18 protein-coding genes are annotated in these 24,042 nt (G+C 62.5%); 8 read left to right on the top strand and 10 right to left on the bottom strand.

Annotated elements, in window-relative coordinates; genetic code table 11:
- Positions 1 to 11: 11 nt before the first annotated feature.
- Positions 12 to 908, bottom strand: coding sequence for an aromatic ring-hydroxylating oxygenase subunit alpha (locus tag JP75_RS14410; protein WP_035084142.1), 897 nt, complete (start codon positions 906 to 908; stop codon positions 12 to 14).
- Between the two features lie 270 nt (positions 909 to 1,178).
- Between JP75_RS14410 and JP75_RS14405 the strand changes: the two genes are divergently transcribed.
- Positions 1,179 to 2,213, top strand: a complete 1,035-nt coding sequence (locus JP75_RS14405) for an Ldh family oxidoreductase (RefSeq protein WP_035084139.1) — start codon at positions 1,179 to 1,181, stop codon at positions 2,211 to 2,213.
- 191 nt (positions 2,214 to 2,404) lie between these two features.
- Here JP75_RS14405 and JP75_RS14400 read toward each other — a convergent pair whose 3' ends face one another.
- Positions 2,405 to 3,073, bottom strand: a complete 669-nt coding sequence (locus JP75_RS14400) for a hypothetical protein (RefSeq protein ID WP_035084136.1) — start codon at positions 3,071 to 3,073, stop codon at positions 2,405 to 2,407.
- Between the two features lie 47 nt (positions 3,074 to 3,120).
- Entirely contained in the window at positions 3,121 to 3,897 is a 777-nt protein-coding gene (locus tag JP75_RS14395; protein WP_035084134.1) for an SDR family NAD(P)-dependent oxidoreductase, read from the bottom strand.
- Between the two features lie 175 nt (positions 3,898 to 4,072).
- On the opposite strand from JP75_RS14395, the gene JP75_RS14390 reads away from it, so the two are divergent.
- From JP75_RS14390 to JP75_RS14370, 5 genes are all read left to right on the top strand, one after another.
- Positions 4,073 to 5,269, top strand: a complete 1,197-nt coding sequence (locus JP75_RS14390) for an efflux RND transporter periplasmic adaptor subunit (RefSeq protein WP_244446323.1) — start codon at positions 4,073 to 4,075, stop codon at positions 5,267 to 5,269.
- Positions 5,270 to 5,277: 8 nt separating this feature from the next.
- The gene (locus tag JP75_RS14385) at positions 5,278 to 7,437 is read left to right on the top strand and encodes a MacB family efflux pump subunit (protein ID WP_084587691.1); all 2,160 of its coding nucleotides are present in this window, start codon (positions 5,278 to 5,280) and stop codon (positions 7,435 to 7,437) included.
- A gap of 451 nt (positions 7,438 to 7,888) precedes the next feature.
- Complete coding sequence (locus tag JP75_RS14380) at positions 7,889 to 9,757, top strand: autotransporter assembly complex protein TamA (protein WP_244446318.1); 1,869 nt, start codon at positions 7,889 to 7,891, stop codon at positions 9,755 to 9,757.
- The gene (locus JP75_RS14375) at positions 9,757 to 14,088 is read left to right on the top strand and encodes a translocation/assembly module TamB domain-containing protein (RefSeq protein ID WP_051960723.1); all 4,332 of its coding nucleotides are present in this window, start codon (positions 9,757 to 9,759) and stop codon (positions 14,086 to 14,088) included. The genes JP75_RS14380 and JP75_RS14375 overlap by 1 nt, the downstream gene beginning before the upstream one ends.
- Entirely contained in the window at positions 14,088 to 14,690 is a 603-nt protein-coding gene (locus tag JP75_RS14370; protein WP_035084128.1) for an SAM-dependent methyltransferase, read from the top strand. The genes JP75_RS14375 and JP75_RS14370 overlap by 1 nt, the downstream gene beginning before the upstream one ends.
- Before the next feature lie 151 nt (positions 14,691 to 14,841).
- Here the strand turns inward: JP75_RS14370 and JP75_RS14365 are convergent, their stop codons facing one another.
- The 7 genes from JP75_RS14365 to JP75_RS14335 all read right to left on the bottom strand — a co-directional run bounded on the left by JP75_RS14365 (position 14,842) and on the right by JP75_RS14335 (position 22,760).
- Positions 14,842 to 16,200, bottom strand: coding sequence for a metallophosphoesterase (locus JP75_RS14365; protein WP_035084125.1), 1,359 nt, complete (start codon positions 16,198 to 16,200; stop codon positions 14,842 to 14,844).
- Between the two features lie 78 nt (positions 16,201 to 16,278).
- On the bottom strand, positions 16,279 to 18,132 hold the full coding sequence (locus JP75_RS14360; RefSeq protein ID WP_035084122.1) for an extracellular solute-binding protein: 1,854 nt from the start codon (positions 18,130 to 18,132) through the stop codon (positions 16,279 to 16,281).
- A gap of 31 nt (positions 18,133 to 18,163) precedes the next feature.
- Positions 18,164 to 19,756, bottom strand: coding sequence for an ABC transporter ATP-binding protein (locus JP75_RS14355; RefSeq protein WP_244446317.1), 1,593 nt, complete (start codon positions 19,754 to 19,756; stop codon positions 18,164 to 18,166).
- Between the two features lie 26 nt (positions 19,757 to 19,782).
- Positions 19,783 to 20,292 carry a type II toxin-antitoxin system VapC family toxin gene (locus JP75_RS14350; RefSeq protein WP_035084116.1) on the bottom strand — a complete coding sequence of 170 codons (510 nt, stop codon included), beginning with the start codon at positions 20,290 to 20,292 and terminating at the stop codon, positions 19,783 to 19,785.
- On the bottom strand, positions 20,292 to 20,534 hold the full coding sequence (locus tag JP75_RS14345) for a hypothetical protein (protein WP_035084114.1): 243 nt from the start codon (positions 20,532 to 20,534) through the stop codon (positions 20,292 to 20,294). Before JP75_RS14345 ends, JP75_RS14350 begins: the two co-directional genes overlap by 1 nt.
- Positions 20,535 to 20,568: 34 nt before the next feature.
- Positions 20,569 to 21,663, bottom strand: coding sequence for an ABC transporter permease (locus tag JP75_RS14340; protein ID WP_051960722.1), 1,095 nt, complete (start codon positions 21,661 to 21,663; stop codon positions 20,569 to 20,571).
- A complete protein-coding gene (locus JP75_RS14335) occupies positions 21,660 to 22,760 on the bottom strand; it encodes a microcin C ABC transporter permease YejB (protein WP_035084109.1) in 1,101 nt (366 codons plus the stop codon). Before JP75_RS14335 ends, JP75_RS14340 begins: the two co-directional genes overlap by 4 nt.
- A gap of 190 nt (positions 22,761 to 22,950) precedes the next feature.
- Between JP75_RS14335 and JP75_RS14330 the strand changes: the two genes are divergently transcribed.
- Both JP75_RS14330 and JP75_RS25370 read left to right on the top strand, forming a co-directional pair.
- Positions 22,951 to 23,184 (top strand): hypothetical protein, encoded by a 234-nt coding sequence (locus JP75_RS14330; RefSeq protein WP_035084107.1) that lies wholly within the window; start codon positions 22,951 to 22,953, stop codon positions 23,182 to 23,184.
- Between the two features lie 120 nt (positions 23,185 to 23,304).
- Positions 23,305 to 23,907, top strand: a complete 603-nt coding sequence (locus JP75_RS25370; protein ID WP_051960721.1) for an AprI/Inh family metalloprotease inhibitor — start codon at positions 23,305 to 23,307, stop codon at positions 23,905 to 23,907.
- Positions 23,908 to 24,042: the final 135 nt, after the last annotated feature.

Raw genomic sequence — 24,042 nt, 5'->3', positions numbered from 1 at the left:
GGTAGTGGGCCTTACGAGGCCTGCGGGATCACGCCGTAGGTAATGCCCTTCTGGCTCAGCCAGCGGCGATAGGCGATGGCGCTTTTATCGGCGCGGATCGGGGTTTCCGAGCGCGGGTCGAGCGGCAGTTTCTTGGGGTACTGGTTTTCGAGGATCGGCTTGTCCTGGCCGAAGATGGTCTGCTGGAAGCGGCGCAGGTCGGTCACGGTCGAATAGGAGTCGATCATCGACTGCAAGAGGTGGGCGCGGCAGGTTTCTTCGGTCATGGGCTGGAGGAAAATCCCGATGACGTCGCGGCGGCTCTCATCCTCGGGGCACGACTTGTAGAGCACCGAGCAGAAGGGATGCGGCACGCGGTAGACGTATTCGACTTCCATCGCGCCGGTCGCGGACTTGGCCGCCATCGGCTGGATGAACTTGCACTTGGTGGCCAGCACCTCGTCGCGTTCTTCGGAAACCTCGACGTCGTATTCCTTGACCTCGGTATGGGGTTCTGAGCCGAGGATGTCGGTGTGGACATAGGGGAAGTGGCCCATGTCTAGGAAGTTTTCGACGGCGCGGGGAGCGGAGACGTGGATGCCTATGGACCCGCAGCTCATATTGGTGCGGTCGGCCTCGGCATATTCCGGGATCGGAAACAGTTCGGCCGACGGGGTGCCGAGGCAGGTCCAGGTGTAGCCATAGGCGGTACGGACGGGGAGGCGGTCGAGCACGGTTTCGGCGTCAATCTCGTCGCCGTTTTCCTCGTCGCTCGCGAGCCATACGACTGGTTCCCCATCCAGCCCGCGCGTCAGGGCGATGCGGCGATCGAGGAGGAGTGTCGTTTCGACGAGGCCGATGGCGAGTTCTTCGGTCGCGGCGACGACGTGCCAAAGGTCGTTGGTAGTCTGATCGGGGGCTTTGGGCATGGGGCTGGTCTCAACTTTGGCTCAAGAATAGCGAGACGGGATGCGAGTGCCAACAAAAAGTGCGTGTGGGTGATGTGCGGCTAAAGCATGGGCAGTGCAAATCCACATCGCCGTCGTCGTCATCACCGGACTTGTCCCGGTGATCCATGCGATGGTGCGGCGCGCGCGGAGAGGTGGATTGCCCGAACACGTCGGGCAATGACGACAACGGGGAGGTTTCGGCTTTCGTCTCGCGGATGCGCTGGCTAAAACGGGGTGAGGGAGAAACCAATGACTGACGAACTATCGCCGCGCTTTGCCGAGGATCTGGTGCGGGCTCGCGTCGAGGCGCGATTGGCCGAGGCGGGGGCGAGCGAGGCTTCGCGGGCGGCCGCTATCAAGGCGATGATCCATGCTTCGCTAGTGGGCGTCGATAGCCATGGCGTGCGGTTGACCGGACACTATTGCAAGATGCTGGGTGGCGGGCGGCTCAACAAGAACCCGCAGTTGAAGGTCGAAAGCCGGGGCGCGGGTAGCGCCATGGTCCACGGTGACGATGGGCTCGGGCATTATGCGGCCTATAGGGCGGTCGAAGTCGGGATTGAGCTGGCGCGGCAGGCAGGTGTCGGGGCGGTGGGCATAAAGCACTCGTCGCATCTCGGTGCGGCGGGCGCTTATGCGCTGGCGGGCGCAGAGCAGGGGTTTGTGACCTTTGCGACGACCAATACCGATTCCATGGTGGCGCTCTATGATGGGGCGCAGAAATTCCACGGCACCAATCCGCTGGCCTTTGCCGCGCCGGTGCCGAATGCGCGGCCGTGGCTACTCGACATGGCGACCTCGTCCATTCCGCTCAATCGCGTGCTGCTGCATCGATCGCTCGACAAGGCATTGCCCGAAGGCGTGGCGGCGACTGCCGATGGCGAGCCGACGACCGATCCGCATGAGGCGGATATGCTGCTGCCGCTGGGCGGGGTGGATTATGGCTATAAGGGCGCGGCGCTGGCGGGGGTGGCGACACTGTTCTCGGCCTTGCTTACGGGCACGACGCTCGATCCCGATTTTATCCCCATGTATGGCGGCGACGATATTTCGACGCCTCGGAATATGGGGCATTTCGTGCTGGTGATTGATCCCGACAAGTTCGCCGGGCGCGCGGTGTTTGCGGCGGCGATCGGGAGTTATCTCGAAAGCCTGCGGGGATCGCGCGTGCGGGACGGCGGCCGCGTGATGGCGCCGGGGGATCGGGAATGGGAAGAGATGGATCGGCGGAAGGCGGAGGGGATTCCGGTTGATCCGGATACGGTGCGGTTTTTGGGGCTTTAGAACCGAGCGCAGGACCTTCCCTCGCCCCTTGCGGGAGAGGGACAGATTTTCTGCGTTCAGCAGAAAATCAGGGTGAGGGGTATCCATCCTCCGCAGAGGAGCTTGTGAAGGCCACACCAAGAATACCCCTCATCCGCCCTTCGGGCACCTTCTCCCGCAAGGGGAGAAGGGAAGGCCGGTGTTGGCGGCGGCTACTCGGCCTCTGCCTTTGGCTCCTCATACTCAACATCGCCGGCCTTCAGCGCTCCGTCTTCCACGGTGAAATGGATCACCGCCGAGCCACCAGTCGGGCAGCAATTGGCGTCGGTTTCCTGCCAGAGGCTGGTGCGGGCGACGTATTCGCCCCAATAATCCTCGCCGAAATCGTAGGTGACGCCCTTCCAGATTTCGAGGCCTTTTGGAAGTTTCGCTTCAACGCCTTCCCACCAGCTATCCATGTCGACGCGGCGCCATTCCTTGTCGTCTGCCGAGAATTCGAACAGCACGTCGGCATTGAATGAGCCGGTGCCGGCGGTTACGCCGGGCAGGTGGAAGAGGATCGGGTCGGCTTCGGAGAGGCGCGGCAGTTTATACCAGACGCCGTTGAAATCGCTGGCCAGCAGTTCCCAGGCGCCGTCGGTTTCGACGAAGACCACCACGCCGCCGGCCACGCCTTCATATTCATCGACGCCGGACTGAATTTGATAGGCCAGCCGGCTCGTATCGCGCGGGGCGACATAGCCGGCCGCGGCCACGGTGCAATTCTTGAGGGTGGTTTCGAGGCAGGTATCGCCGAGCGACTTTAGCGACACGGGCGCCGCGAGGGCGGCGCCGGGCAGGAGAGCGGCTACGAGGGCGGGAACAAGCAGACGGGGCAGCATGAGGACCTCCACAACTGTCCCCATACTGCCCATTTCAAAAGAGGCTGTCAGCCCTCGCGAAAAATGTCGAAGGGGCCGATGGCCTGGGTCGTCGCCATCAGTTCGATCTTGTTGACGTTGACGTGGGCCGGGAGGGTGGTCGACCAGAAAATGCTCTCGGCGATGTCGTCGGCATTCATGGCCTTGGTCCTCGAATAGGGCGCTGATGCCTTGCCCTCGTCGCCCTTGAAGCGGACGAGCGAGAATTCGGTTTCGGTCAGGCCCGGCTCGATATTGGTGACGCGGACATTCTTGCCCTGCAGGTCCGAGCGCAGGTTGAGCGCGAACTGTTTTACGAACGCCTTGGTCGCGCCATAGACCGACCCGCCGGGATAGGCATATTCGCCGGCCACCGAGCCGAGGGTGACGACATGGCCGCCGCCGCGGGCGATGAGGCCGGGCAGCAGCAGGCGCACGGTGTAGACCAGGCCCGAAATATTGGTTGAGATCATTGTCTCCCAATCATCGAGCACGGCTTCGGCGGCGGGCTGCAGGCCGAGGGCAAGGCCAGCATTGGCGAGGACGATATTGATTTCGCTGAATGGCGCTGGGATTTCGGCGATGGCCTTTTCCATCGCGGCGCGATCCTGCACGTCGAGCTCGATGATGTAGCAATTGTCAGCGCCGAGTTCGGCTTGCAGCTTTTCGAGCCGGTCCTTGCGGCGGCCGGTCGCGATCACCTTGCCACCGGCGGCGACATAGCGGCGGGCGGCTGCTTCGCCAAAGCCAGAAGTAGCGCCGGTGATGAAGACGACAAAGCGGCTGGGGTCGAGCAGCTGGTACATTTCAGGTCCTGGAGGAAGGTCAGAAAGGGAGGCCGGCAAGGTGGACCGGTCGGCCGGCCGCGTCAACCTTTCCAAAGTTTAAGGCTGCATTGCCAAGAGCTAACGTGAAGTCTACCTCGGGAGTCTGTATTTCTCAGATGTAGAATCCTGTTCGAGGTGCAAACCATTGAAGCGCGTGGCCAAAACAATTGCGGTATTGCTGGTGCTCGCCGCAGGTGGTGGCGCGGCCTGGTGGTATTTCATGGGCCAGCCGGAAGCGAAAACCGTTCCGGAAACGACCGTGGTCACCAAGGCCGATATCGAGACGACGGTGCTGGCGACGGGCGTGCTGGAAGCCAGTTCGCTGGTCAGCGTCGGCGCTGAGGTGTCGGGCCGCATCGAGGCCATTCACGTCGCGCTCGGGCAGGATGTGAAAAAGGGCGACCTCATCGCCGAGATCGACAGTCTCGATCAGGAAAACGCGGTGAAATCGGCGCAGGCAGCGCTGGCCGGTATCGAGGCGCAGAAGCGCAATCAGGAAGCGGTGCTGGTCAAGGCCGAAGCGGCTTTGGCGCGCAATACGCAATTGAGCGCCGGGAGCCTCGTGTCGCAAACCGATCTTGAGACGGCGCAGGCGGCGGTAGAGCAGTCCAAGGCGCAGATCGACCAATTGAGCGCGCAGATCGATCAGGCCAATCTTACGGTGGAATCGGCTGAACTCAATCTGGCGCGAACCAAGATCGTCGCACCGAGCGATGGCACGGTGGTGGCGCTGGTGGTCGAGGAGGGGCAGACGCTCAATGCCAATTCGTCCACGCCGACCATCGCCAAGATCGCCAATCTCGACACCATGGTGATCAAGGCGGAGATTTCCGAGGCTGACGTGGTCAAGGTCGTGCCGGGCCAAAAGGTCTATTTCACCATTCTCGGCGAACCCGACAATCGCATCGAGGCGACGTTGCGCGAGGTCGAGCCGGCGCCGACTTCGATCAGCAGCGATACGGCATCGGACAGTTCGAGCAGCGCCGTTTATTACAATGGGTTGTTCGACGTGCCCAATGCCGACCATCGCCTGCGTATCTCGATGACGGCCGAGGTCACTATCGTGCTCGATGAGGCCAAGGATGCCCTGACGCTGCCGTCGAGCCTCGTGACCCGCAAGGGGCCCGACGGGGCAGTCACGGTCATGGTCTACGATCCCAAGACTGAGGAAACGCGGCCGCGCCGGATCGAAGTCGGGCTCAACAACAATATCAATGCGCAGGTGGTTTCAGGCCTCGAAGACGGCGAGGAGGTCGTCAGCGGCGGGATGGTTACGGTGTCGCGGCCTTCGGGCGGGCAGGGCGCGGGGCGCATGGGTGGTCCCGGTGGCCCGATGATCCTGATGCGGTGAGGCTTTCCATGTACTCGACGCTGAAAGATCGCAGCGATTCCTCCGAGCCGGCAGTCGACGATGTTTTGAATACGCCCGACGCTGCCCTCGGGCTCGACCCGAGGGCCGATGCGGAAGCCACGGAGAATCTAGAACACGCCGAGGGTGGCCCTCGGGTCAAGCCCGAGGGAAGCGCGGTGCTTTCGGGTGCTTCGCGGACCAATGAGGCAACGTCTACACTCTCAGGGCCCATCATCTCTATCCGCAACCTCGTCCGCCGCTTTGCGGCCGGCGGAGAGAGCGTGGCTGTGTTGAAGGGTGTCGACCTCGATATCCATCGCGGCGAGATGGTGGCCATTGTCGGCCAGTCGGGCTCGGGCAAGTCGACGCTGATGAACATTCTGGGCTGCCTCGACCGGGCCAGTGAAGGGACCTATCTCTTCGATGGCCGGGATGTCAGCAAATTTGACGCCGATGAGCTGGCGGCTCTGCGGCGCGAGCATTTTGGTTTCATTTTCCAGCGCTACCAACTGCTGCCCGATCTCAATGCGCTCGAAAATGTCGAAGTGCCGGCGGTCTATGCTGGCGCCGATGCGACGGCGCGGCGGAAGCGGTCGACGGAGCTGCTGACGCGGCTCGGTCTCGGCGAACGACTGCATCATCGGCCCAATGCGCTGTCGGGCGGGCAGCAGCAACGTGTCAGCGTGGCGCGGGCGCTGATGAATGGTGGCGAAGTGATCCTCGCCGACGAGCCGACCGGCGCGCTCGACTCGCATTCGGGCAAGGAGCTGATGGCGCTGCTCAAGGAGCTGCACGCCGATGGGCACACGATCATCATCGTGACCCACGATGCCAAGATCGCCGAGCAGTGCCAGCGTGTGATCGAGATCGCCGATGGGTCGATTGTGGACGATCGCTATATCGGCGAGCGGGACACCGCGTCCAATCGCGTCGAAAAGGTGCGGCGCAAGCCCGGCTGGCGCATGGGGATCGACCGCATGGGCGAAGCACTGGCGATGGCGCTGCGGGCCATGGGGGCGCACAAGCTGCGCACCTTCCTCACCATGCTCGGCATCATCATCGGCATTGCCTCGGTGGTGGCAGTTGTGGCGCTGGGACAAGGCAGTCAGCAGAGTGTCCTGGAGAACATTTCGTCCATCGGTACCAACACGATCAATGTCTATCCCGGTTCCGGCTTTGGCGACATGCGCTCCGGCAGGGTGCGGACGCTGAAGCCGACGGATGCCGATGCCCTGGCGGGCCAGCCCTATGCCGATAGCGTTTCGCCGCAAGTGTCGAGCCAGGCCACGGTTCGCTATCGCAATACCGCGTCCAATGCCTCCATCACCGGCGTGGGCGAGGACTATTTCCAGGTCAATGGGCGCAGTTTTTCGTCGGGCTCGGGCTTTACCGAAACCAGCGTGACGACGCGGGCGCAGGAAGCGGTGCTCGACCAGAACGCGGCATCAGCCATTTTCACCAATGGGGAAAACCCGATCGGTCAGGTGATCATGCTGGGCAAGGTGCCGGTGCGGGTCATCGGTGTCGTCGCCAACCAGTCCGGCTTCGGGCCGGGCGGCAATTCGGCCAATGTCTACATGCCCTATACGGCGGTGATGGATCGCATCCTCGGACAATCCTATCTGAGTTCGGTCGCCGTGCGGATTTCCGACGACTACGACATGGATACGGCCGAGGCCGAAATCACCGAACTTCTTACCCGGCTCCACGGCGGCACGCAGGACTTTTTCCTCCAGAACACCGACACGATCCGCACGACCATCCAGTCGACCTCGCAAACCCTGACGCTGCTCATCTCGACCATCGCGGTGATCTCGCTGGTGGTGGGGGGTATAGGGGTGATGAACATCATGCTGGTTTCGGTGAGCGAGCGGACCAAGGAGATCGGCATCCGTATGGCCGTCGGCGCGCGGCGCGGCGATATTTTGAGGCAGTTCCTGATCGAAGCGGTGCTGGTCTGCTTTGTCGGCGGCGCGGCCGGAGTCGGCTTGAGCTTCGCGCTCGGGCAGGGATTGTCCGTCCTCGTTTCGGGGGCACGGCTGGTCTATTCGACGGAATCGATCGTGTTGGCGATCGTCTCGGCGAGCCTGATCGGGATTGTGTTCGGGTTCATGCCGGCCCGGTCGGCGTCAAGGCTCGATCCGGTGGAGGCGCTGGCGCGGGAGTAGGGCCGTACGCTGACCCTTCCCTCGCCCCTTGCGGGAGAGGGACAGAATAATCTGCGTTCAGCAGATTATTCAGGGTGAGGGGTGTTCTCGCCTCCGCAGAGGAGTTGGGGACAACATCGTAGTACCCCTCATCCGCCCTTTGGGCACCTTCTCCCGCAAGGGGAGAAGGGAGACAGTGGCTCGCCGCCGCCAGTTCCTGACCTCTAGAAACCGTTGCCTATCGGCCACGTATTCTTCTTCAAAACCATCACCTTCCGGCCCCAAGCTTGCCCTTTGCGGCAGGGTCGCCCTAAACTCGCCATGAAGAGGACGCCCTTTGGGCAGGCGGGGGGAGGGTTAACCCAATCTTTCCGAGCGCCAAGCTATTCTCAGCTTTGACCTATTGGTTGAAGCGTAACGGTCGGGAACTGGTTCACTGCAAAGCGCGCGTTGGGTATCGAGTATTGGCGCCTTGTGCATCGCCGCGGCCTCCCTGGCTGTGGCGGCTCCTGCGCATGGTTTTGAACTGTTCGGCTTCAAGTTTTTCGAGGACGAGACTCAGGATGCGGTGATCATTGATCCGCAGAACTATGTCGTCACGTTCGCCTCGACCCAGACTGGCGCGGTCGAAAATGCGGCGCGCAATGCTTCCTCGCTTGTCGCCGATCAGGGCGAGCCTGCTTCTGGCGTCGCCGGCCTCCTTGCCAAGGCACGCGGCGACTACAGGCGCATCATCGCGGCTCTCTATAATGAAGGCCACTACGGCGCTGCGATCAGCATTCTCATCGGCGGCGTAGAGGCCTCCAAGCTGGCGCCCGATGCGCGGCTGCCCAATCCGGTCGATGTGAGTGTTTCGGTCGATCCCGGCCCGCTCTTTACCTTCAACAGCGTCAACATTGCCAACCAGGCGCCCGCGACCAGCGATCCCGACGATCAGGTCGATCTGCCGGTGCTGCGCGGTTTTGGTGCCGGCCTGGTGGCGCGCTCTTCGGTGATCCTTGCGGCCGAGCAGCTTGCCGTGCAGGCCTGGCAGCAGCAGGGCTATGCCAAGGCCGAGATTGTCGGCCGCGATGTGGTGGCCAATCACGCCAACAACACCGTGGATGTGACCATCAACGTCAATCCGGGCCGCCTCGCGGCCTTTGGCGACATCACCGTCACCGGCACGCAGAACATGAACCCGGAATTCGTGCGCCAGCAGACCGGGCTTGCCGTCGGCCAGGAATATGATCCAGACGACCTGACGCGCGCACAAAAGCGTCTCGACCGGCTCGAAGTCTTCCGCGCGGCCCGCTTCCAGGCAGCGCAGGACATTTCGCCAGACGGCCTGCTCCCCTATGAGCTGCTGGTCGAAGAACTGCCCGGCCGCCGCTTTGGTGCTGGCGCGACCTATTCCACCGTGGACGGTCTCGGCGTCGAAGGTTTCCACCTCTGGCGCAATCTCTTTGGTCAGGCCGAGAGGCTGCGGCTCGATGCGCGCGTCGCCAGCATCGCCTGGCCCATAGATACCGCCCAGTTCGACTACATGTTCGGCGGCACCTTTACCAAGCCGGGCTTTCTTACCCCCGATACCGATCTCGTTGCCGCCATCGCGGCTGAGCGCACGATCTATCCGACCTATACGGAAACCTCAGCGCAGGCGCGTCTGGGCCTGACGCACTATTTCTCGGATGAGCTGACGGCCGAAGGCGGCGTGGTCTATGAGCGGGCGCGCTTCGACGACGTCTTTGGTACCCGCGACTTCTCGACCCTCGGCATCTATGCCGGCGCGACCTTCGACGGGCGCGATAGCACGGTCGATCCGACCGAGGGCTGGTATCTCTCGGGCAATGCCGAGCCCTATTACGACTTCTCCTTCGACAAGATGGGTCTGCGGCTCACCGCCGAAGCCCGCACCTATTTCGGGTTCTCCGAAGATGACCAGTTCGTGCTGGCCGGCCGCGTCAAGGCTGGTGCGCTGCTCGGGCCGGCGCTCAATGAAATCGCGCCGGACAAGCTGTTCTTTGCCGGCGGCGGTGGCTCGGTGCGCGGCTATGCGGTCAAATCCATCGGCGTCGACGATGGCAAGGGCGGCGTGACCGGCGGACGCTACCTCCTCGAAGCTTCGCTTGAAGCGCGGGCGAAGGTGACCGAATCCATCGGCGTCGTCGGTTTCGTCGATGGCGGCTATGTCGCGGCTGATACCTTCCCCGGTCTCGAAGACCTGCGTCTCGGGGTTGGCGCGGGCGTTCGCTACTATACCGGCCTCGGGCCGCTGCGGCTCGACGTGGCCATTCCGCTCAATAAGCGGGCCGGCGATCCGGACTATGCGCTTTATGTCGGCATCGGGCAGGCTTTCTGATGATGCCGATTGTGAAGCAAAAATACCGCCGCGTTGCCCTGGCTTCGCTCGTTCTCGTGCCGCTGATCGGCGTGCCCGTCGCTCTGTTTGCGCAGGACAATTCCGATGAAGCGCAGAAGGATTGGCTGACAGGCTTCGTCGAAGGGCAGCTTTCGACGCCCGAGCGGCAGATTCGCTTGTCCAATATCGACGGCGCGCTCGGCTCGGATGTGTCGATCCGCGAGATCACCATTGCCGACCAGCAGGGCGTCTGGCTGCGCGTTAATAATGCGAGCCTCAACTGGAGCCAGGCGGCGCTCTTTACCGGCCGATTGCAGGTCAATTCGCTCAAGGCCGAGTCGATCGACTATATCCGCAATGCCATTCCGGCCGAGGGTGTCGACCTGCCGCCGCCGGAAGCAGGCAGCTTTTCGGTGCCGGAATTCCCGGTGGCCATCAATATCGGCGAACTTTCGGTGCCGCGCGTCACCTTCGGGGACGGTGTCTTTGGCCTCGGCTCGGAAATTTCGCTCGCCGGCAACCTGGCGCTCGAAGGCGGCAATCTCAACACGGCGCTCGATATCGTGCGCCTCGACGGGCCGGGCGGCACGCTCAATCTCGACGTGTCCTATGTGCGCGACACCAATGAGATCGACCTGAAGTTCGATCTCAACGAGCCGGAAAATGGCGTTCTCGCCAATCTCCTCAATATCGAGGGGCGGCCGGCCATGCAGTTGACGCTGGCGGGGCAGGGGCCGGTGGCCGACCTGCGCGCCGACCTGACGTTGCTCGCCAATGGCCAGACGGCACTGGCTGGCGTTTCGACCATCAACCAGACGGCCGAAGGTTTTGCCATCGACGCCGATCTCGGCGGGCCGCTCTCCATGCTCATGGCCGAGCAGTATCGCCCGTTCTTCGGCGAAGATACGCGGCTCTCGCTCAACGCCCTGGTGCGCAGCGCCGGCGGCGTCGAGCTCAATGATCTGACCCTGACCGGTGGGCAATTGGCGCTGGAGGCCAATGCCAGCACAACGGCCGACAATTTCCTCTCCCGCCTCGACCTGACGGCCTCCATTGCCGACCCGGCTGGCGGGCTCGTCATCCTGCCGGCGCCGGGCGCGCCGCAGGTGGGCGCAGCGCAACTCACGATCGACTTCGGGCGCGATGGTTCGGAAGACTGGCGCGCCGATCTCGGTATCGACAACCTGATCACCGGCGATTTTTCCGCCAATCGTGTCGGTCTCGCCATCAATGGTGTGGCCAGCAATCTCGCCGATCCAGCGACCCGCATGATCACCTTCAATGGTGACGGCACGCTGTCCGGCATTGCCGGCGACGAGGCGGTGGAAGCCGCGCTTGGCGACAGCGTCGGCCTTGGTATTGCCGGGCTGTGGAATGCCGGTCAGCCGATCGAGCTAGCGCAGCTCCGCGTTGTTGGCGAAGCGCTGACCGCGGGCCTGTCGGGTGTCATCGATGGCGGCGCGTTCCGCGGGCGCATTGGTGTGCAGACCGACAGTATCGCGCCGTTCTCGGGTCTTGCCGGTCGCGAATTGACGGGCGGCCTCTCGCTCGATGCCGAGGGCTCCGTTGCCTTTGTTGGCGGCGGTTTTGACCTGACCTTTGAAGGCTCAGGCAACAACCTCACCATAGACGATGAAACCGCCGACAAACTGCTGGCCGGCAATGTGGCTCTTTCCGGTCGTCTCGCTCGCACTGAAGCCGGCATTGTCGCCGACGATTTCGCCGTGACTAATCCACAGGTGCAGTTCACCGCTGATGGTGTCTATGGCACCAGCGAAGCCAATTTCGCCATCGGGCTTGATCTCTCTGATCTTGGTCTTCTTACCGACCAGGCCTCCGGCGCCCTCGTCGTGCGCGGCACGGCCAAGTCGGCTTCGGCCGAAGCGCCGGTTGATCTGGTGCTCGATGCTACGGTCGCCAATGGCAATCTCGTCGGCCGGAATCTCCGCGATGCGCAGGTCGGGCTCGATCTCTCGCTGCTACAGGGCAACCTTACCGGCCGCATCAGTGGCGAAGCCATGCTCGATGGCCATCGCGCCACTCTCTCCTCGCAGGTTGTTTCCGACACGGCGCAGCAGGCGCTGAACAATCTCGATTTCGAGATCGCCGGGACGCGCGTTTTCGGCTCGGTGAGCCGCGCGGTCGATACGCAATTGCTGAACGGCCGGCTCGACGTCACCGCTTCCGATGTCTCTTTGGCCGCCGCGCTCCTGCTCACCGAAGCCTCGGGCAGCATCAATGCTGCACTAGCCCTGTCGCCGGTCGATGGCGTGCAGCAGGCGGGGCTGACCGCCAATGCCACCAACCTCAAGATCAACGATATTGCCGTGGGCCGCGCCGAGATCAGTGCGACGGCGGTCGACCTTTTCGGCGTTCCCGCGCTCAATGGTACGGTCATGGCAAGCAACGTCGTTGCCGCAGGCACCACGGTCAACACGCTGAATGCCCGCGCCAGCCAGAGCGGCGATACGACGAGCTTTGACGCACAGGCTGCGCTCGCCACCGGTACCAATGTCGATGTCGCTGGTGGCCTTGCCCCAGTCGAGGGCGGCTATCGCGTATCGCTCGATCGCGCCAACCTCGCCCAGGGCAGCATTGCTGCTCGCCTCGCCAATCCCACCACCTTGCTGGTGCAGGGCAATAGCATCGCGCTCGACGCCCTGCGCTTCGATGTCGGCTCGGGCAGCATAACGGCCTCGGGCACGGCCGGCGAAACGCTGGCGCTCAACGTCACTATCGCCTCTCTGCCGCTCTCCATCGCCAATACGATTGTGCCCAGCCTCGGCCTTGCCGGTACGCTCGATGGCACGGCGGTGGTTTCGGGTTCGGCTTCCAATCCGCAGGTGCGGTTCGATGCGCGCGGCAGCGGTATCAATGCCGCCGCGATCCAGTCCTTCGGCATTGCCCCGATCAGCGCCACCGTTGCTGGTTCCTATTCCCGCAATAGTGTCGCCATCGAGCGCCTCGCCGCCAATGGCGCGGGTGGTCTCAATGTCACCGGTTCGGGCCGCGTGCCGCTTTCGGGTGGCGGGCTTGCCGTCACGTTGACGGGTTCGGCGCCGCTGGCCCTCGCCAATCGCTTCCTCATCGATCGGGGCGGGCAGCTTTCCGGCACGGCCAATTTCAATGCCGATGTGTCGGGCAGCATTGCCGCGCCGCAGTTCGGTGGTTCGGTGTCGGTCAATGGCGCCGGCTATGTCGATCCCGAGCTCAACCTGCGTCTTACCGACATTACCGGCCGGGCGACGCTCGCCGGCACCTCGGCGCGCATCGAGAGCCTTACGGCTAATCTCGCAACCGGCGGCAGTGTTTCCGCCTCGGGAACGGTTGGCCTCTCCGGCCAGTTCCCGGCCGATCTGCGCGTCGCGCTCAATTCGGCCCGCTATTCGGACGGCGAAATCTTCCTCGCCACGGTTTCGGGAGGCCTGACGCTTACCGGCAATATCACCGGCACGCCGTTGCTTGCCGGCACGCTCAATATCGAGAACGCCAATATCACAGTGCCGGAAGGCTTTGGTGGCGGCACGCCGCTGATCGATGTCACCCACATAGACACGCCGCCCGCGGTTCAGCAGACCCTGCAGCGTGCCCGCATCGACGCGGCTGGCGCTCCGGTGCCGCAGACCCGTTCGTCGGGCCTGCTGCTTGACGTGACCATCAATGCGCCCAACCAGATCTTCATTCGCGGCCGTGGTCTTGATGCCGAGGTCGGCGGTTCGGTGCGTCTTGCCGGGCCACTCAACAATATCCAGCCCGTCGGCGCCTTCTCGCTCAATCGCGGTCGACTGTCTGTCCTCGGCCAGCGACTCGATTTCGAGACCGGCACTGTGACCATGCTCGGCGATCTCGATCCGCAGCTCTATTTCGTGGCGCGGACCGAGGGCGACGGCATTACGGTGTTCGTGACCATTGCCGGCCGTGCTTCGGCGCCTGAGGTGACCTTCACCTCCAACCCGACCCTGCCGCAGGATGAAGTTTTGAGCCGCCTGATCTTCAAGCGCTCCATGGGTGAATTGACGCCGTTGCAGTTGGCGCAGCTTGCCGGCGCAGCCGCCGAACTGGTCGGTGGCGGTGGCGGCGGTCTCGTCGATGGCCTGCGTGGCGCGGCCGGTCTCGCCGATCTCGATGTCGTCACCGACTCCGAGGGCAATGTCGGCGTGCAGGCGGGCACCTATCTGCAGGACAATATCTACTTGGGCGTCACGGCTGGGGCCAATGGACAGTCCAAGGTGACGATCAACCTCGATGTGACCAATGACCTTGTGGTGCGTGGCACTGCCGGGCAGAATGGTGACTCAAGCGTGGGTGTGTTCTACGAACAGGACTACTGATGAGCTTTTGGGACGATCGCTACAGCCGTGACGAGTATGTTTTCGGCGAAGCGCCCAACGCTTTTCTCGCCGCCCAGAACCTTCTCCTGCCTCCGTCCGGCAAGGCCCTTGCGATCGCCGATGGCGAAGGCCGCAATGGCGTGTGGCTCGCGGAACAGGGGCTGGATGTGGTCTCGATGGATGCTTCGCCGGTCGGCCTCGACAAGGCGAAAAAGCTCGCTGACAAGCGGGGCGTTTCGCTCAAGACGCACTTGCTCGATATCGCTGATTACGACTGGCCGGCGGAGCGCTTTGACGTTGTGGCCGGCATCTTCTTCCAGTTCGCGGGACCGGAACTGCGCGACGAAATCTTTGCCGGCATGATCGAGACGCTGAAGCCTGGTGGTTTGCTGATCTTGCAGGGCTATGGCCCGCGGCAGCTTGAGTACAAGACCGGCGGGCCGGGGATTTTGGAAAACCTCTATACCGAGGCGTTGCTGGCCGAGAAGTTTGCGGCACTGGAGATTTTGCACCTTGCGGACGAGGACAGAGAATTGGCCGAGGGCCTGACCCATGTCGGCAGGTCGCATGTGGTGGATCTGGTGGGGCGAAAGGCGGGGTAGGTTTCCCGCGCTGGGTGGAGTTTCTCACTATCACAGGACGTGACCCTCGGGCTTGACCCGAGGGCTCTGTACTTACAGGAAAATGAGTAAGTGAAGTGTCCTCGGGTCAAGCCCGAGGATGACGTCGCGTAGTTGAGGAGGTCTCGCGGCTCTACTTCAACGCCGCAACAACCAGCGCCTTCAAGCCCACTTCCGGACCCGGCGTGAATACCAGGTCTTCCCGCCCGAAATACGACTTCTGGTTGGTCGCCGACCAGTCATTGGTCACGAGGCGATAGACGTCCTTGGTCGGCAGGCCCGTCGGGGCGGCGTAAAGGAAGTCGCCGGTGCGCTGTTCCAGCGTCTGGGCTTCATCCTGGTTCACCACGGCGAGGATTTCGGCGAGCGTCTTGGCATCGACATCGGCGACCATCAGCTTGCCATCGAAGCGGACGACGGAGTCGAAGGTATATTTGCTGACGTCGCCCTGCGGCAGGCCATTGCCCAGGGTGGTGTGGCCGATAAAGCCGATATCGCCTTCGCCCGCTGCCGCCATGCTTTCGGCAACGAAGCGGCCGGTCTGTGCCAGGGTCATCGCCTCGGGGCTGGTGCCGATCGCGGCCAGTTCTTCCGTGGTGAGGTGCTCGGCGAGAGTGTCGGCAATCAGGGTGGCGAGGGCTTCGTTGGCGGCAACGTCGCCGCGGACGGGGGACTGTTCGACCGTCATCGACTTGTCGGCGCCGACCGTGACAACCGTATAGGTGCTGCTCCACGAGCCGGTATGGACGTAGCGGGTCTTGCCTTCGTCATGGGTGAAGGTCAGATGATCGTGGCCGCCGACCAGCAGCGTGCCATCGGCGAGGAGCGGCAGGATGGCGCGGTCGGCGACGACGCCGGCATGGCTGAGGACGACGGGCAGGACATCGCCCTCGAGCAGGCCAGCCAGGTTTTCCGTGGCCCAGCCGACGGGCTCGGGGATGGTCAGGGCCTCGCGGCTATCCTTGGGATAGGTGGTGAGCTTGTCAGTGGCGATGCCGACGACGCGGACCGGCAGGTCGCCCAGCGCAAGGTCGGTATCCGTGCTGGCATAAAGCGCGCCGGTGCGTGTGTCGGTGATGTTGCTGACGACGGTGATGCCGATTTCCTCGGCCTGCGCGATGACATTGGCGAGGTTGCTATCGAGGTCGGGCTCGTGATTGCCGATATTGAGGACGGTAGGGGCGAGGGCAGCGACGGCTTCGAGGAAGGTCCAGTCGATGATGCCGGCTGAGCGCACGGCAACCACATTGCCCAGTTCGAAGACGTCGCCATTGATCAGGATGATGTGGGGGACCGGGTTGCTGGCGACTTCGCTTTCGAGCATCGCCAGCAATTCCGCGGTGCGCTCATAGGCCGAGTGCAGGTCGGACAGGACGATGATGCGGCCGGCAGTTTCCTGCGCCACGGCCGGAATGGCCGAGGCGATAAAGGGCAGGGCTGCGGCGGAGCCGAGGAGTTGCAAAGCCAAGCGGCGGGTGATGGTGTTCGTCATGCCCAAAGTCCTTGTAGAAATATCGCCCATACGGCGGGCGGATAACTGCACAGGGCCGACGACACTGTCGTGACAGGATTACTGGCCCGCGCCTCCGGTCTTTGCTGCCTTTTCCGCGTCCCACCACCAAATGGTGGGGAAACCATTGGCAAATTCCGGCAGCGTTTCCGGGCGGCTAAAACGGTCCCAGCGGGCGGTGCGTGAATAGCGCAGGGAATAGCCCGGCACGACGAAATCGTGCGAGAGCAGAACGCGATCGAGCGCTTCGGTGACGGCCAACTGGGTGTCACGATCCTGCGTCGCAATCAGTTGGTCGATCAGCGCGTCCACGCCCGGATCGGCAATGCCGGCATAGTTGCGCGAGCCTTCTTCATTGGCGCTGGACGAACCAAAGAAATAGCGCTGCTCATTGCCCGGCGAATAGGACTGGGCCCAGCTCGCATAGATCATGTCATAATCGAAGCTGCGCAGGCGGTTGATATATTGCGGCGTGTCGACCATGCGGACATTCACCGCGATGCCGATCTGCCCGAGATTGCGCTGCAGATTGGCGGCGATGGCCTCCAGCGTCGGCTGGTGCATCAGGATTTCGAAGGTGAGTTGCTGGCCATTGGCGTCGACGAGCTGGGTACCGTTGAGCGTGTAGCCCGCTTCTGTAAGGAGCCCCAGCGCCTTGCGCAGGTTCTCTCTGAGTTTGGTCGGGTCGCCGTTGACCGGATTGACATATTCCTCGGTGAAGACCGTTTCGGGCACCTGATCCCTGACGCTTTCGAGGATATCCAGCACCTCGCCCTGCGGCAGGCCCTTGGCGGCGAAGGGCAGGCCGAAGAAGTAGGAGTTCACCCGGGCATACTGGTTATAGAAAATGGTGTTGTTCAACTCCTCGAAATCGAAGGCATAGTTCAGCGCCCGGCGCACGCGCTGGTCCTGGAACTTTTCGCGGCGCAGGTTCGGAATGAAACCCACCATTTCGCCGCGGCCATTATAGTCCTGCGGGAACTCTTCCTTGATCACGCGCCCATCGGCGACGGCGGGGAAATCGAAGCCCGTGGCCCAGCGGCGAGCAGTGTATTCGCTCCAGAAATCGAACTGATCGCCCTTGAAAGCTTCGAACCAGACCGATTCATCGAGGAAATATTCGTAGCGGATTTCGTCGAAATTGTTGGTGCCCACCTGGGTCGGGTGGTCCTTGGCCCAGTAGTCGTCGACGCGCTCATAGGTCACCGAACGGCCGGCTTCGAAGCTCGCGAGCTTATAGGGGCCGGAGCCTAGCGGCGGCTCGAGTGTGGACTCGCCGAGATTGCGCTGCTTGCCATTGGCATCGGTGCCTTCCCACCAATGCTGCGGCAGAACGAGGAGCTGGCCGAGAATATGGGGCAGTTCGCGGTTACCGGTCATGTCGAAGGTGAAGGTTACTTCGCCTGCTGCCGTCACTTCCGCCGTGGTGATATTGGCGTAATACTGGGCGTAGATCGGGCTCAGTTCCTTGGATTTTTCGAACGACCAGACGACGTCTTCGGCGGTCACCGGCTCGCCATCGTGCCAGCGCGCCTTGGGATCCATGCGGAAGGTCACCGAGCCATAGTCGTCGGCCACCTTCATGGCATCGGCCAGCATGCCGTAGGAGGTGTTCACCTCGTCGAGCGACGCAGTAAGGAGGGTTTCGTAGATGAGCCCGATGCCGCTCGCAACTTCGCCCTTGGGCAGGAGGGGATTGAACGTGTCGAAGCCGCCGCGATCGCCCATCCGCACCGTGCCGCCTTTGGGCGCATCGGGATTGACGTAGTCGAAATGGGCAAAGCCCTCGGCATATTTCGGGGCCTCGGTGAGGCTATCGGCATGTACCCAGACGCCGGTCGGGGTCTGCGCCAGGGCTGGCGCGGCAAGGCCAAGCGCGAGAAGGCCGGAGGCGAGGAGGGTCGAGAGCTTCATTGTCTGGCTCCGCTTTTGTCTAGCGCTGAAGTTAGTCGGTTTCTTCCGCCGGGAACAACCCGTCGGTTGTGGTTTCGATATCGAAGGCCGCGGCCATCAATTGGCGCGTATAGGGATCGCGCGGCCGGGCGAAAATGGCTGCGGCGGGGCCGGCTTCTACGATCCTGCCATTGCGCATGACGACGACCGAATGGGCCAGCGCTTTCACCACGCGCAGGTCGTGGCTGATGAAGAGGTAGGTCAGGTCGCGGCGGCGCTGCACATCGCGCAGGAGGTCAATGACCTGCGCTTGGATGGAAATATCGAGTGCCGAGGTCGGCTCGTCGAGCACCAGGAAATCGGGCTCCAGCACGAGCGCGCGGGCAATGGCGATACGCTGGCGCTGGCCGCCGGAGAATTCATGCGGATAGCGATTGGCCGCCTTGGGATCGAGCCCGACTTCGTTGAGCACGGCGACAACCTTGGCCTCGCGCTCGGCCACGTTCAGCCGCGGCATATGGACCTTGAGGCCCTCTTCGACGATCTCGCCCACCGACATGCGGGGGCTCAGAGAGCCGAACGGGTCCTGAAAGACGATCTGCATATGCTTCCGCATCGGGCGCATGGCGCGGCCCGAGCGCCCGGCAATGTCCTGGCCCAGTATGACGATTTTGCCGTCTGAGGGAATGAGCCGCAGCAGGGCATAGCCGAGCGACGACTTTCCCGAGCCGCTTTCGCCGACGACGCCCAGAGTCTCGCCCTTGTGGATGGCGATATCGACGCCATCGACGGCCCTGATATGCCCGACCGTGCGGCGCAACAGGCCGCGCTTGATCGGGAACCAGACTTTCAGGTCTTTGGTCTCGACCAGTACGGGCGACGCGGATTTGGGTAGCACCGGCGCGCCTCTCGGTGAGGCCGCCAGCAGTTTTTGCGTATAGGCGTGCTTGGGGTTAGCGAAGATGTCCGCCGTCGGTCCGCTCTCGACGACCTCGCCCTGGGTCATGACGGAGACGCGGTCGGCAATCTTGCGCACGATGGTCAGGTCATGGGTGATGAACAGCATGGCCATGCCGTGCTGGCGCTGCAGCTTTTTCAGCAGCGCCAGGATCTGCGCCTGTACCGTCACGTCGAGCGCCGTGGTCGGCTCATCGGCTATAAGAAGTTTTGGATTGTTCGCCAGCGCCATGGCGATCATGACACGCTGGCGCTGGCCGCCCGAAAGCTGGTGTGGATAATCATCTACGCGCCGTTCCGGGTCGGGAATGCCGACTTCAGCCAGCAGTTCAAGCGTGCGCTTGCGTGCCGCCGTCTGGCGCATGCCCTGATGGGTCTCGAGGATTTCGCCGATCTGTTTGCCTACTGTATGCACCGGGTTCAGCGAGCTCATCGGCTCCTGAAAGATCATGCCGACTTCGTTGCCGCGCACGCCGCGCAATTGCGTGGCGGAGGCGCTGACGAGGTTTTGCCCATCGAGCGCAATCGTGCCTTCGAGTGTGGCCGAAGGCGGCAGGAGTTTCAGGATGGACAGCGCCGTCACCGACTTTCCCGAGCCGCTTTCGCCCACCAACGCCAGCGTTTCGCCCGGCGCGATATCGAAGCTGACCTTCTTTGCCGCCTCGAAGGCGCCGAACCGGATGGTCAAGTCTCGGACGGAGAGGAGGGGAAGCACTAGCGATCTGCTCTTAAGTCGGAGAGGATTTCGTCGAGCACGTCGACGGTTGGACGGACAACCTCCAGAGGTTCCGATATCTTCGTCAAGCCATAGCGCTTGTGCAGCACCTTGTAGCTGTCCTTGATGCCCATGTCGTTCGTCAGGAAGTGCGAACAACCAAGTCCGATGGCAGTGGAAATGTGAATTGCGTCCGGGAGTTTCAGACCTCGGTAGTTTGACCGAAGAACGGCCGCGTACCAAAGGACGTCACGCGTTACCGGTCCAACTTCCAACCAATCGCTGCGGACAATCCAGTTGTCGTACTGATCGATGAGGTCATCACGCCCTTCGGCATACGGTTTGGTCAGTAGCTCCGCTAGTGTCAGTTCGCTGGTCGCCAATAGCGGGTTTGGACCTATCGGCGCCCGGGCCAATAGTTCGACTAGTTTCAAACCCAGGTTCCCGCCCGTTTCCTTGAGGGCTATGAACACATTCGTGTCGACATAGATGCGAAGAAATTTCCGCATCAGTCCTCCCACTCATCGCGCACTTGCCGTACCTGCCTTGTGGCTTCTTCAAGGCTTAGCCCCTTGTCAGGCAGCATCCCCAATTTCAGCGCTCTTAGTTCGGCCACGAGCTTGTCGCGATCGAGCGGCACAGGGCGTTCGGTTTCGATGGTCAAAGTAACCGAACCCGCGCTACCAACAGCCTTCTGGATATCCTCGGGAAGTTTCTCCAAGGGATAGTGCTCGAGAACAATCTTGTTCATCGCAGGTCTCCTTCGGCCCTTATCATATCACACCTCATTTGAACGTCTTCCGCGGATCGAAGGCGTCGCGGACGGCTTCGCCGATGAAGACCAGGAGAGTCATCATGATGGCGATGGTGAAAAAGCCGGTGAGCCCGAGCCATGGCGCCTGCAGGTTGCGCTTGCCCTGGGCCAGCAGTTCACCAAGCGAAGGCGAGCCGAGCGGCAGGCCGAATCCCAAAAAGTCGAGCGAGGTCAGCGTCGTCACCGAGCCGGAGAGAATGAAGGGCATGAAGGTTAGCGTCGCCACCATGGCGTTGGGCAGGAGGTGCCGCCACATGATCAAGCCGTTGGAGACGCCCAGCGCCCGCGCCGCGTTCACATATTCAAAATTGCGGGCGCGCAGGAATTCGGCGCGCACGATGCCCACGAGCGACACCCAGGAGAACAGCAGAAGTATGCCCAGCAGCACCCAGAAGCTGGGCGCGATGACGCTCGAAATGATCAGCAACAGATAGAGCGCCGGCACGGAGGTCCAGATTTCGATCAGGCGCTGGGCGATGAGGTCGATCCAGCCGCCAAAATAGCCCTGCACGGCCCCGGCGAAGACGCCGATGATGGACGAAAAGAACGTGAGGATGAGCCCGAAGAGGATGGAAATGCGAAAACCGTAGACCAGCCGCGCCAGCACATCGCGGCCGCGATCGTCGGTGCCGAGCCAGTGGTAATTGCCGAGGTTGCAGTTCGGGTCCGCCACCCCCAGCGGATAGCGCGAGCAGAACTGGTCCCAGCTCTGCATCCAGCTTGGCGGATTGGTGCCGGAGGCGGGAAGGTAGCCATCCACCGTATCGTGGCTGAAGCGCACCGGCGGCCAGATGGCCCAGCCGTTGGCAGCGATCTCATCGGCAATGAAGGGCTGGCGATAATCGGTGGTGGCAAGGAAGCCGCCGAATTTTGCCTCGGGATAGGTGACCACGGCCGGCACCAGCAGTTCGCCCTTATAGGACACGAGGATGGGCCGGTCGTTGGTGACCAGTTCTGCACCAAGCGTCACTACGAAGAGGACGAGGAAAATCCAGAGCGACCACCAGCCACGCTTGTTGGCGCGGAAATTGGCCCAGCGGCGCTGGTTGAGCGGCGACATGGTCATGTGTCGCGGCTTTCGAAATCGAGCCGCGGATCGACCCACATATAGGCGAGGTCGGAAATCAGCCCGATGACGAGGCCGAGCAGCGAGAAGATGTAGAGCGTGGCAAAGACCACCGGATAATCGCGGGTGGAAATGGCTTCGAAACCGAGGAGGCCGAGGCCATCCAGCGAGAAGATGGTTTCGATCAGCAGCGAGCCGCCGAAGAAAGCGCCGATAAAGGCGCCGGGGAAGCTGGCAATGATCAGCATCATGGCATTGCGGAAGACGTGACCATAGAGCACGCGATTTTCCGTCAGCCCCTTGGCCCGGGCCGTCACCACATATTGCTTGGAGATTTCATCGAGGAAGGAATTCTTGGTGAGGAGCGTCGCCGTGGCAAAGGCGCCAAGCCCCATTGCGGTGATAGGCAGGACCAGGTGCCAGAAATAGTCGAGCACCTGCCGCCAGAGCGGGAAATTGGCAAAGCCGGGCGAGGTCAGCCCGCGCAGCGGGAATACCGACCAGAAACTGCCGCCAGCAAAAAGTACGACCAGCGCAATGGCGACGAGAAAGCCGGGCACCGCATAGCCGATGATGACGACCGTGGACGTCCAGACGTCAAAGCGCGAGCCATCGCGGCGGGCTTTGGCGATCCCCAGAGGAATAGAAACGCCATAAGCGATAAGCGTCATCCATAGTCCCAACGAGATCGAGACCGGCATTTTCTCCTTCACCAGGTCGATCACCGAAATGTCACGATAATAGCTCTCGCCGAAGTCGAAGCGCAGATAGTTCCAGAGCATGGCGCCGAAGCGTTCGAGCGGTGGCTTGTCGAAGCCGAACTGCTTTTCGATGCGCGCGACGAGTTCGGGCGGCAGACCCTGACGGCCGCGATATTCGCCGCCTTTCTGGCCAGCGCCCTGTGGCGGCTGGGACAACGTTTCGTCGCCGCCGCCCGTCACACGTTCGCTGAGGTCGACATTCTGGCCCGACATATTGGCCAGCGCCTGCTCCACGGGGCCGCCGGGGGCGAACTGGGTGATGAGAAAGGAAACGGCCATGATGCCGAAGATCGTCGGAATCATCAGCAGTAGACGGCGGATGATATAGGCGCCCATCTCGTTCCCTGTTCGGGCCCTCTCTGGTCGTAAGGCAAATCGCCTTGCGCCTGCGGGGCTTTAGCCGCACTGCATCATTTGCGCGCCGCTTTTGCAATGTCACAAGCACGCTGAGTCGTTCGATTGAACATGGATTGGCATTGCCGCCGAGCGGTCAGCCGGTCACAATTGAGCGAGAAGAGGAGCGGATATGGATTTTGTTACCATTGGCCAGGTGCGCGACGAAGGCGTGGCGCGGATCATTCTCGTGGCCTTGAGGGCCCATGGCTTTCATCCGCTCGAGCCGCGCGATGGCGGCCTGCCCGGCGTGCCAAACCTTTTTGGCCGCGAGGGTGTGGGTATTGATGTGCCGGAAGATGAAGCGGCCGATGCAACGCTTCTGTTCCAGGAGTTGTTGAAAGACATGACTGGGCCCAACACCTAAAACTGCCATAAAGGAATGAGAGATTTTCTGTGCGGGTCGGGCGTTGAACCCAGAGGCAGCTTCGGTTAATAAGCCGCCTAATGAGTTAATTTCCTTTAAGCCTTCGGGCAGGAGTGACCAATGAAGGTTTGGATGCGCGGAGCCGGCTCCGTGATTGGATTGGGCCTCGTCGCGCTGGCGCTGGCCGGTTGTTCGTCGACCGCTCGGTCCAACACGGCCGATCTCAACGTCGTGCGCGCACCGCAGCAGTTGCAGCCGGTGCAGTCGTCCTCAGTGCAGCAGGGCACGTTGCCCGCAATCGGTGCGACCGGTACGCCGGCCCCGGGTCTCTCGGGCACGCCGGTTCTCGGCGGTGCGCCGGCCATGACCACGGCCACGGCGACCGCCCCCGGCCAGCTCGGCACCAATAGCTCGATCGTCAATGTCGGCGCCCCGGCGACCGGCTTCTCGACAGGTCCGGAAGGCGTGTGGACGGTTTCGGCCGGCACCGGCACCTGCCAGCTCAACCTGCCGATGACCGCCAAGACCGGTACGAACTACTATCGGGCTTCGTCTCCCGGCTGTGCTGTGCCGCAGATCGCTTCGGTTACCGGCTGGCAGCAAGTTGGCAGCCAGTTGCAGCTCTATGATGATAACGGCAATATCGCGGCCTTCCTCGCTCCCTCGGGCGGCCGTTACATCGGCACCGTGAGCGGCGGCCAGGCGATCTCGATGTCGCGTTGATTTTTGGGCCGGTCCTTAGCGACCGGCCTTTTCTTGACCTCCTGCGGTCCAGCCTCCCCACCATGTCACCCCCGCGAAAGCGGGGGCCTCTGTTTCCAACGGAGTTTTTCGCGTCCGCGGGAATGGCGTTTTGGT

This window comes from Devosia riboflavina (genome assembly GCF_000743575.1).
GTDB lineage: Bacteria > Pseudomonadota > Alphaproteobacteria > Rhizobiales > Devosiaceae > Devosia > Devosia riboflavina.
The sequence above is the reverse complement of the archived record's forward strand: the minus strand, read 5'-3'. Positions and strand labels throughout refer to the sequence as shown.

What these genes read in the sequence shown, in the direction of transcription:
- JP75_RS14410 (WP_035084142.1), bottom strand. Translation starts at nt 908, where the DNA reads ATGCCCAAAGCCCCCGATCAGACTACCAACGACCTTTGGCACGTCGTC.
- JP75_RS14405 (WP_035084139.1), top strand. Translation starts at nt 1,179, where the DNA reads ATGACTGACGAACTATCGCCGCGCTTTGCCGAGGATCTGGTGCGGGCT.
- JP75_RS14400 (WP_035084136.1), bottom strand. Translation starts at nt 3,073, where the DNA reads ATGCTGCCCCGTCTGCTTGTTCCCGCCCTCGTAGCCGCTCTCCTGCCC.
- JP75_RS14395 (WP_035084134.1), bottom strand. Translation starts at nt 3,897, where the DNA reads ATGTACCAGCTGCTCGACCCCAGCCGCTTTGTCGTCTTCATCACCGGC.
- JP75_RS14385 (WP_084587691.1), top strand. Translation starts at nt 5,278, where the DNA reads ATGTACTCGACGCTGAAAGATCGCAGCGATTCCTCCGAGCCGGCAGTC.
- JP75_RS14375 (WP_051960723.1), top strand. Translation starts at nt 9,757, where the DNA reads ATGATGCCGATTGTGAAGCAAAAATACCGCCGCGTTGCCCTGGCTTCG.
- JP75_RS14370 (WP_035084128.1), top strand. Translation starts at nt 14,088, where the DNA reads ATGAGCTTTTGGGACGATCGCTACAGCCGTGACGAGTATGTTTTCGGC.
- JP75_RS14365 (WP_035084125.1), bottom strand. Translation starts at nt 16,200, where the DNA reads ATGACGAACACCATCACCCGCCGCTTGGCTTTGCAACTCCTCGGCTCC.
- JP75_RS14360 (WP_035084122.1), bottom strand. Translation starts at nt 18,132, where the DNA reads ATGAAGCTCTCGACCCTCCTCGCCTCCGGCCTTCTCGCGCTTGGCCTT.
- JP75_RS14350 (WP_035084116.1), bottom strand. Translation starts at nt 20,292, where the DNA reads ATGCGGAAATTTCTTCGCATCTATGTCGACACGAATGTGTTCATAGCC.
- JP75_RS14345 (WP_035084114.1), bottom strand. Translation starts at nt 20,534, where the DNA reads ATGAACAAGATTGTTCTCGAGCACTATCCCTTGGAGAAACTTCCCGAG.
- JP75_RS14340 (WP_051960722.1), bottom strand. Translation starts at nt 21,663, where the DNA reads ATGACCATGTCGCCGCTCAACCAGCGCCGCTGGGCCAATTTCCGCGCC.
- JP75_RS14335 (WP_035084109.1), bottom strand. Translation starts at nt 22,760, where the DNA reads ATGGGCGCCTATATCATCCGCCGTCTACTGCTGATGATTCCGACGATC.
- JP75_RS14330 (WP_035084107.1), top strand. Translation starts at nt 22,951, where the DNA reads ATGGATTTTGTTACCATTGGCCAGGTGCGCGACGAAGGCGTGGCGCGG.
- JP75_RS25370 (WP_051960721.1), top strand. Translation starts at nt 23,305, where the DNA reads ATGAAGGTTTGGATGCGCGGAGCCGGCTCCGTGATTGGATTGGGCCTC.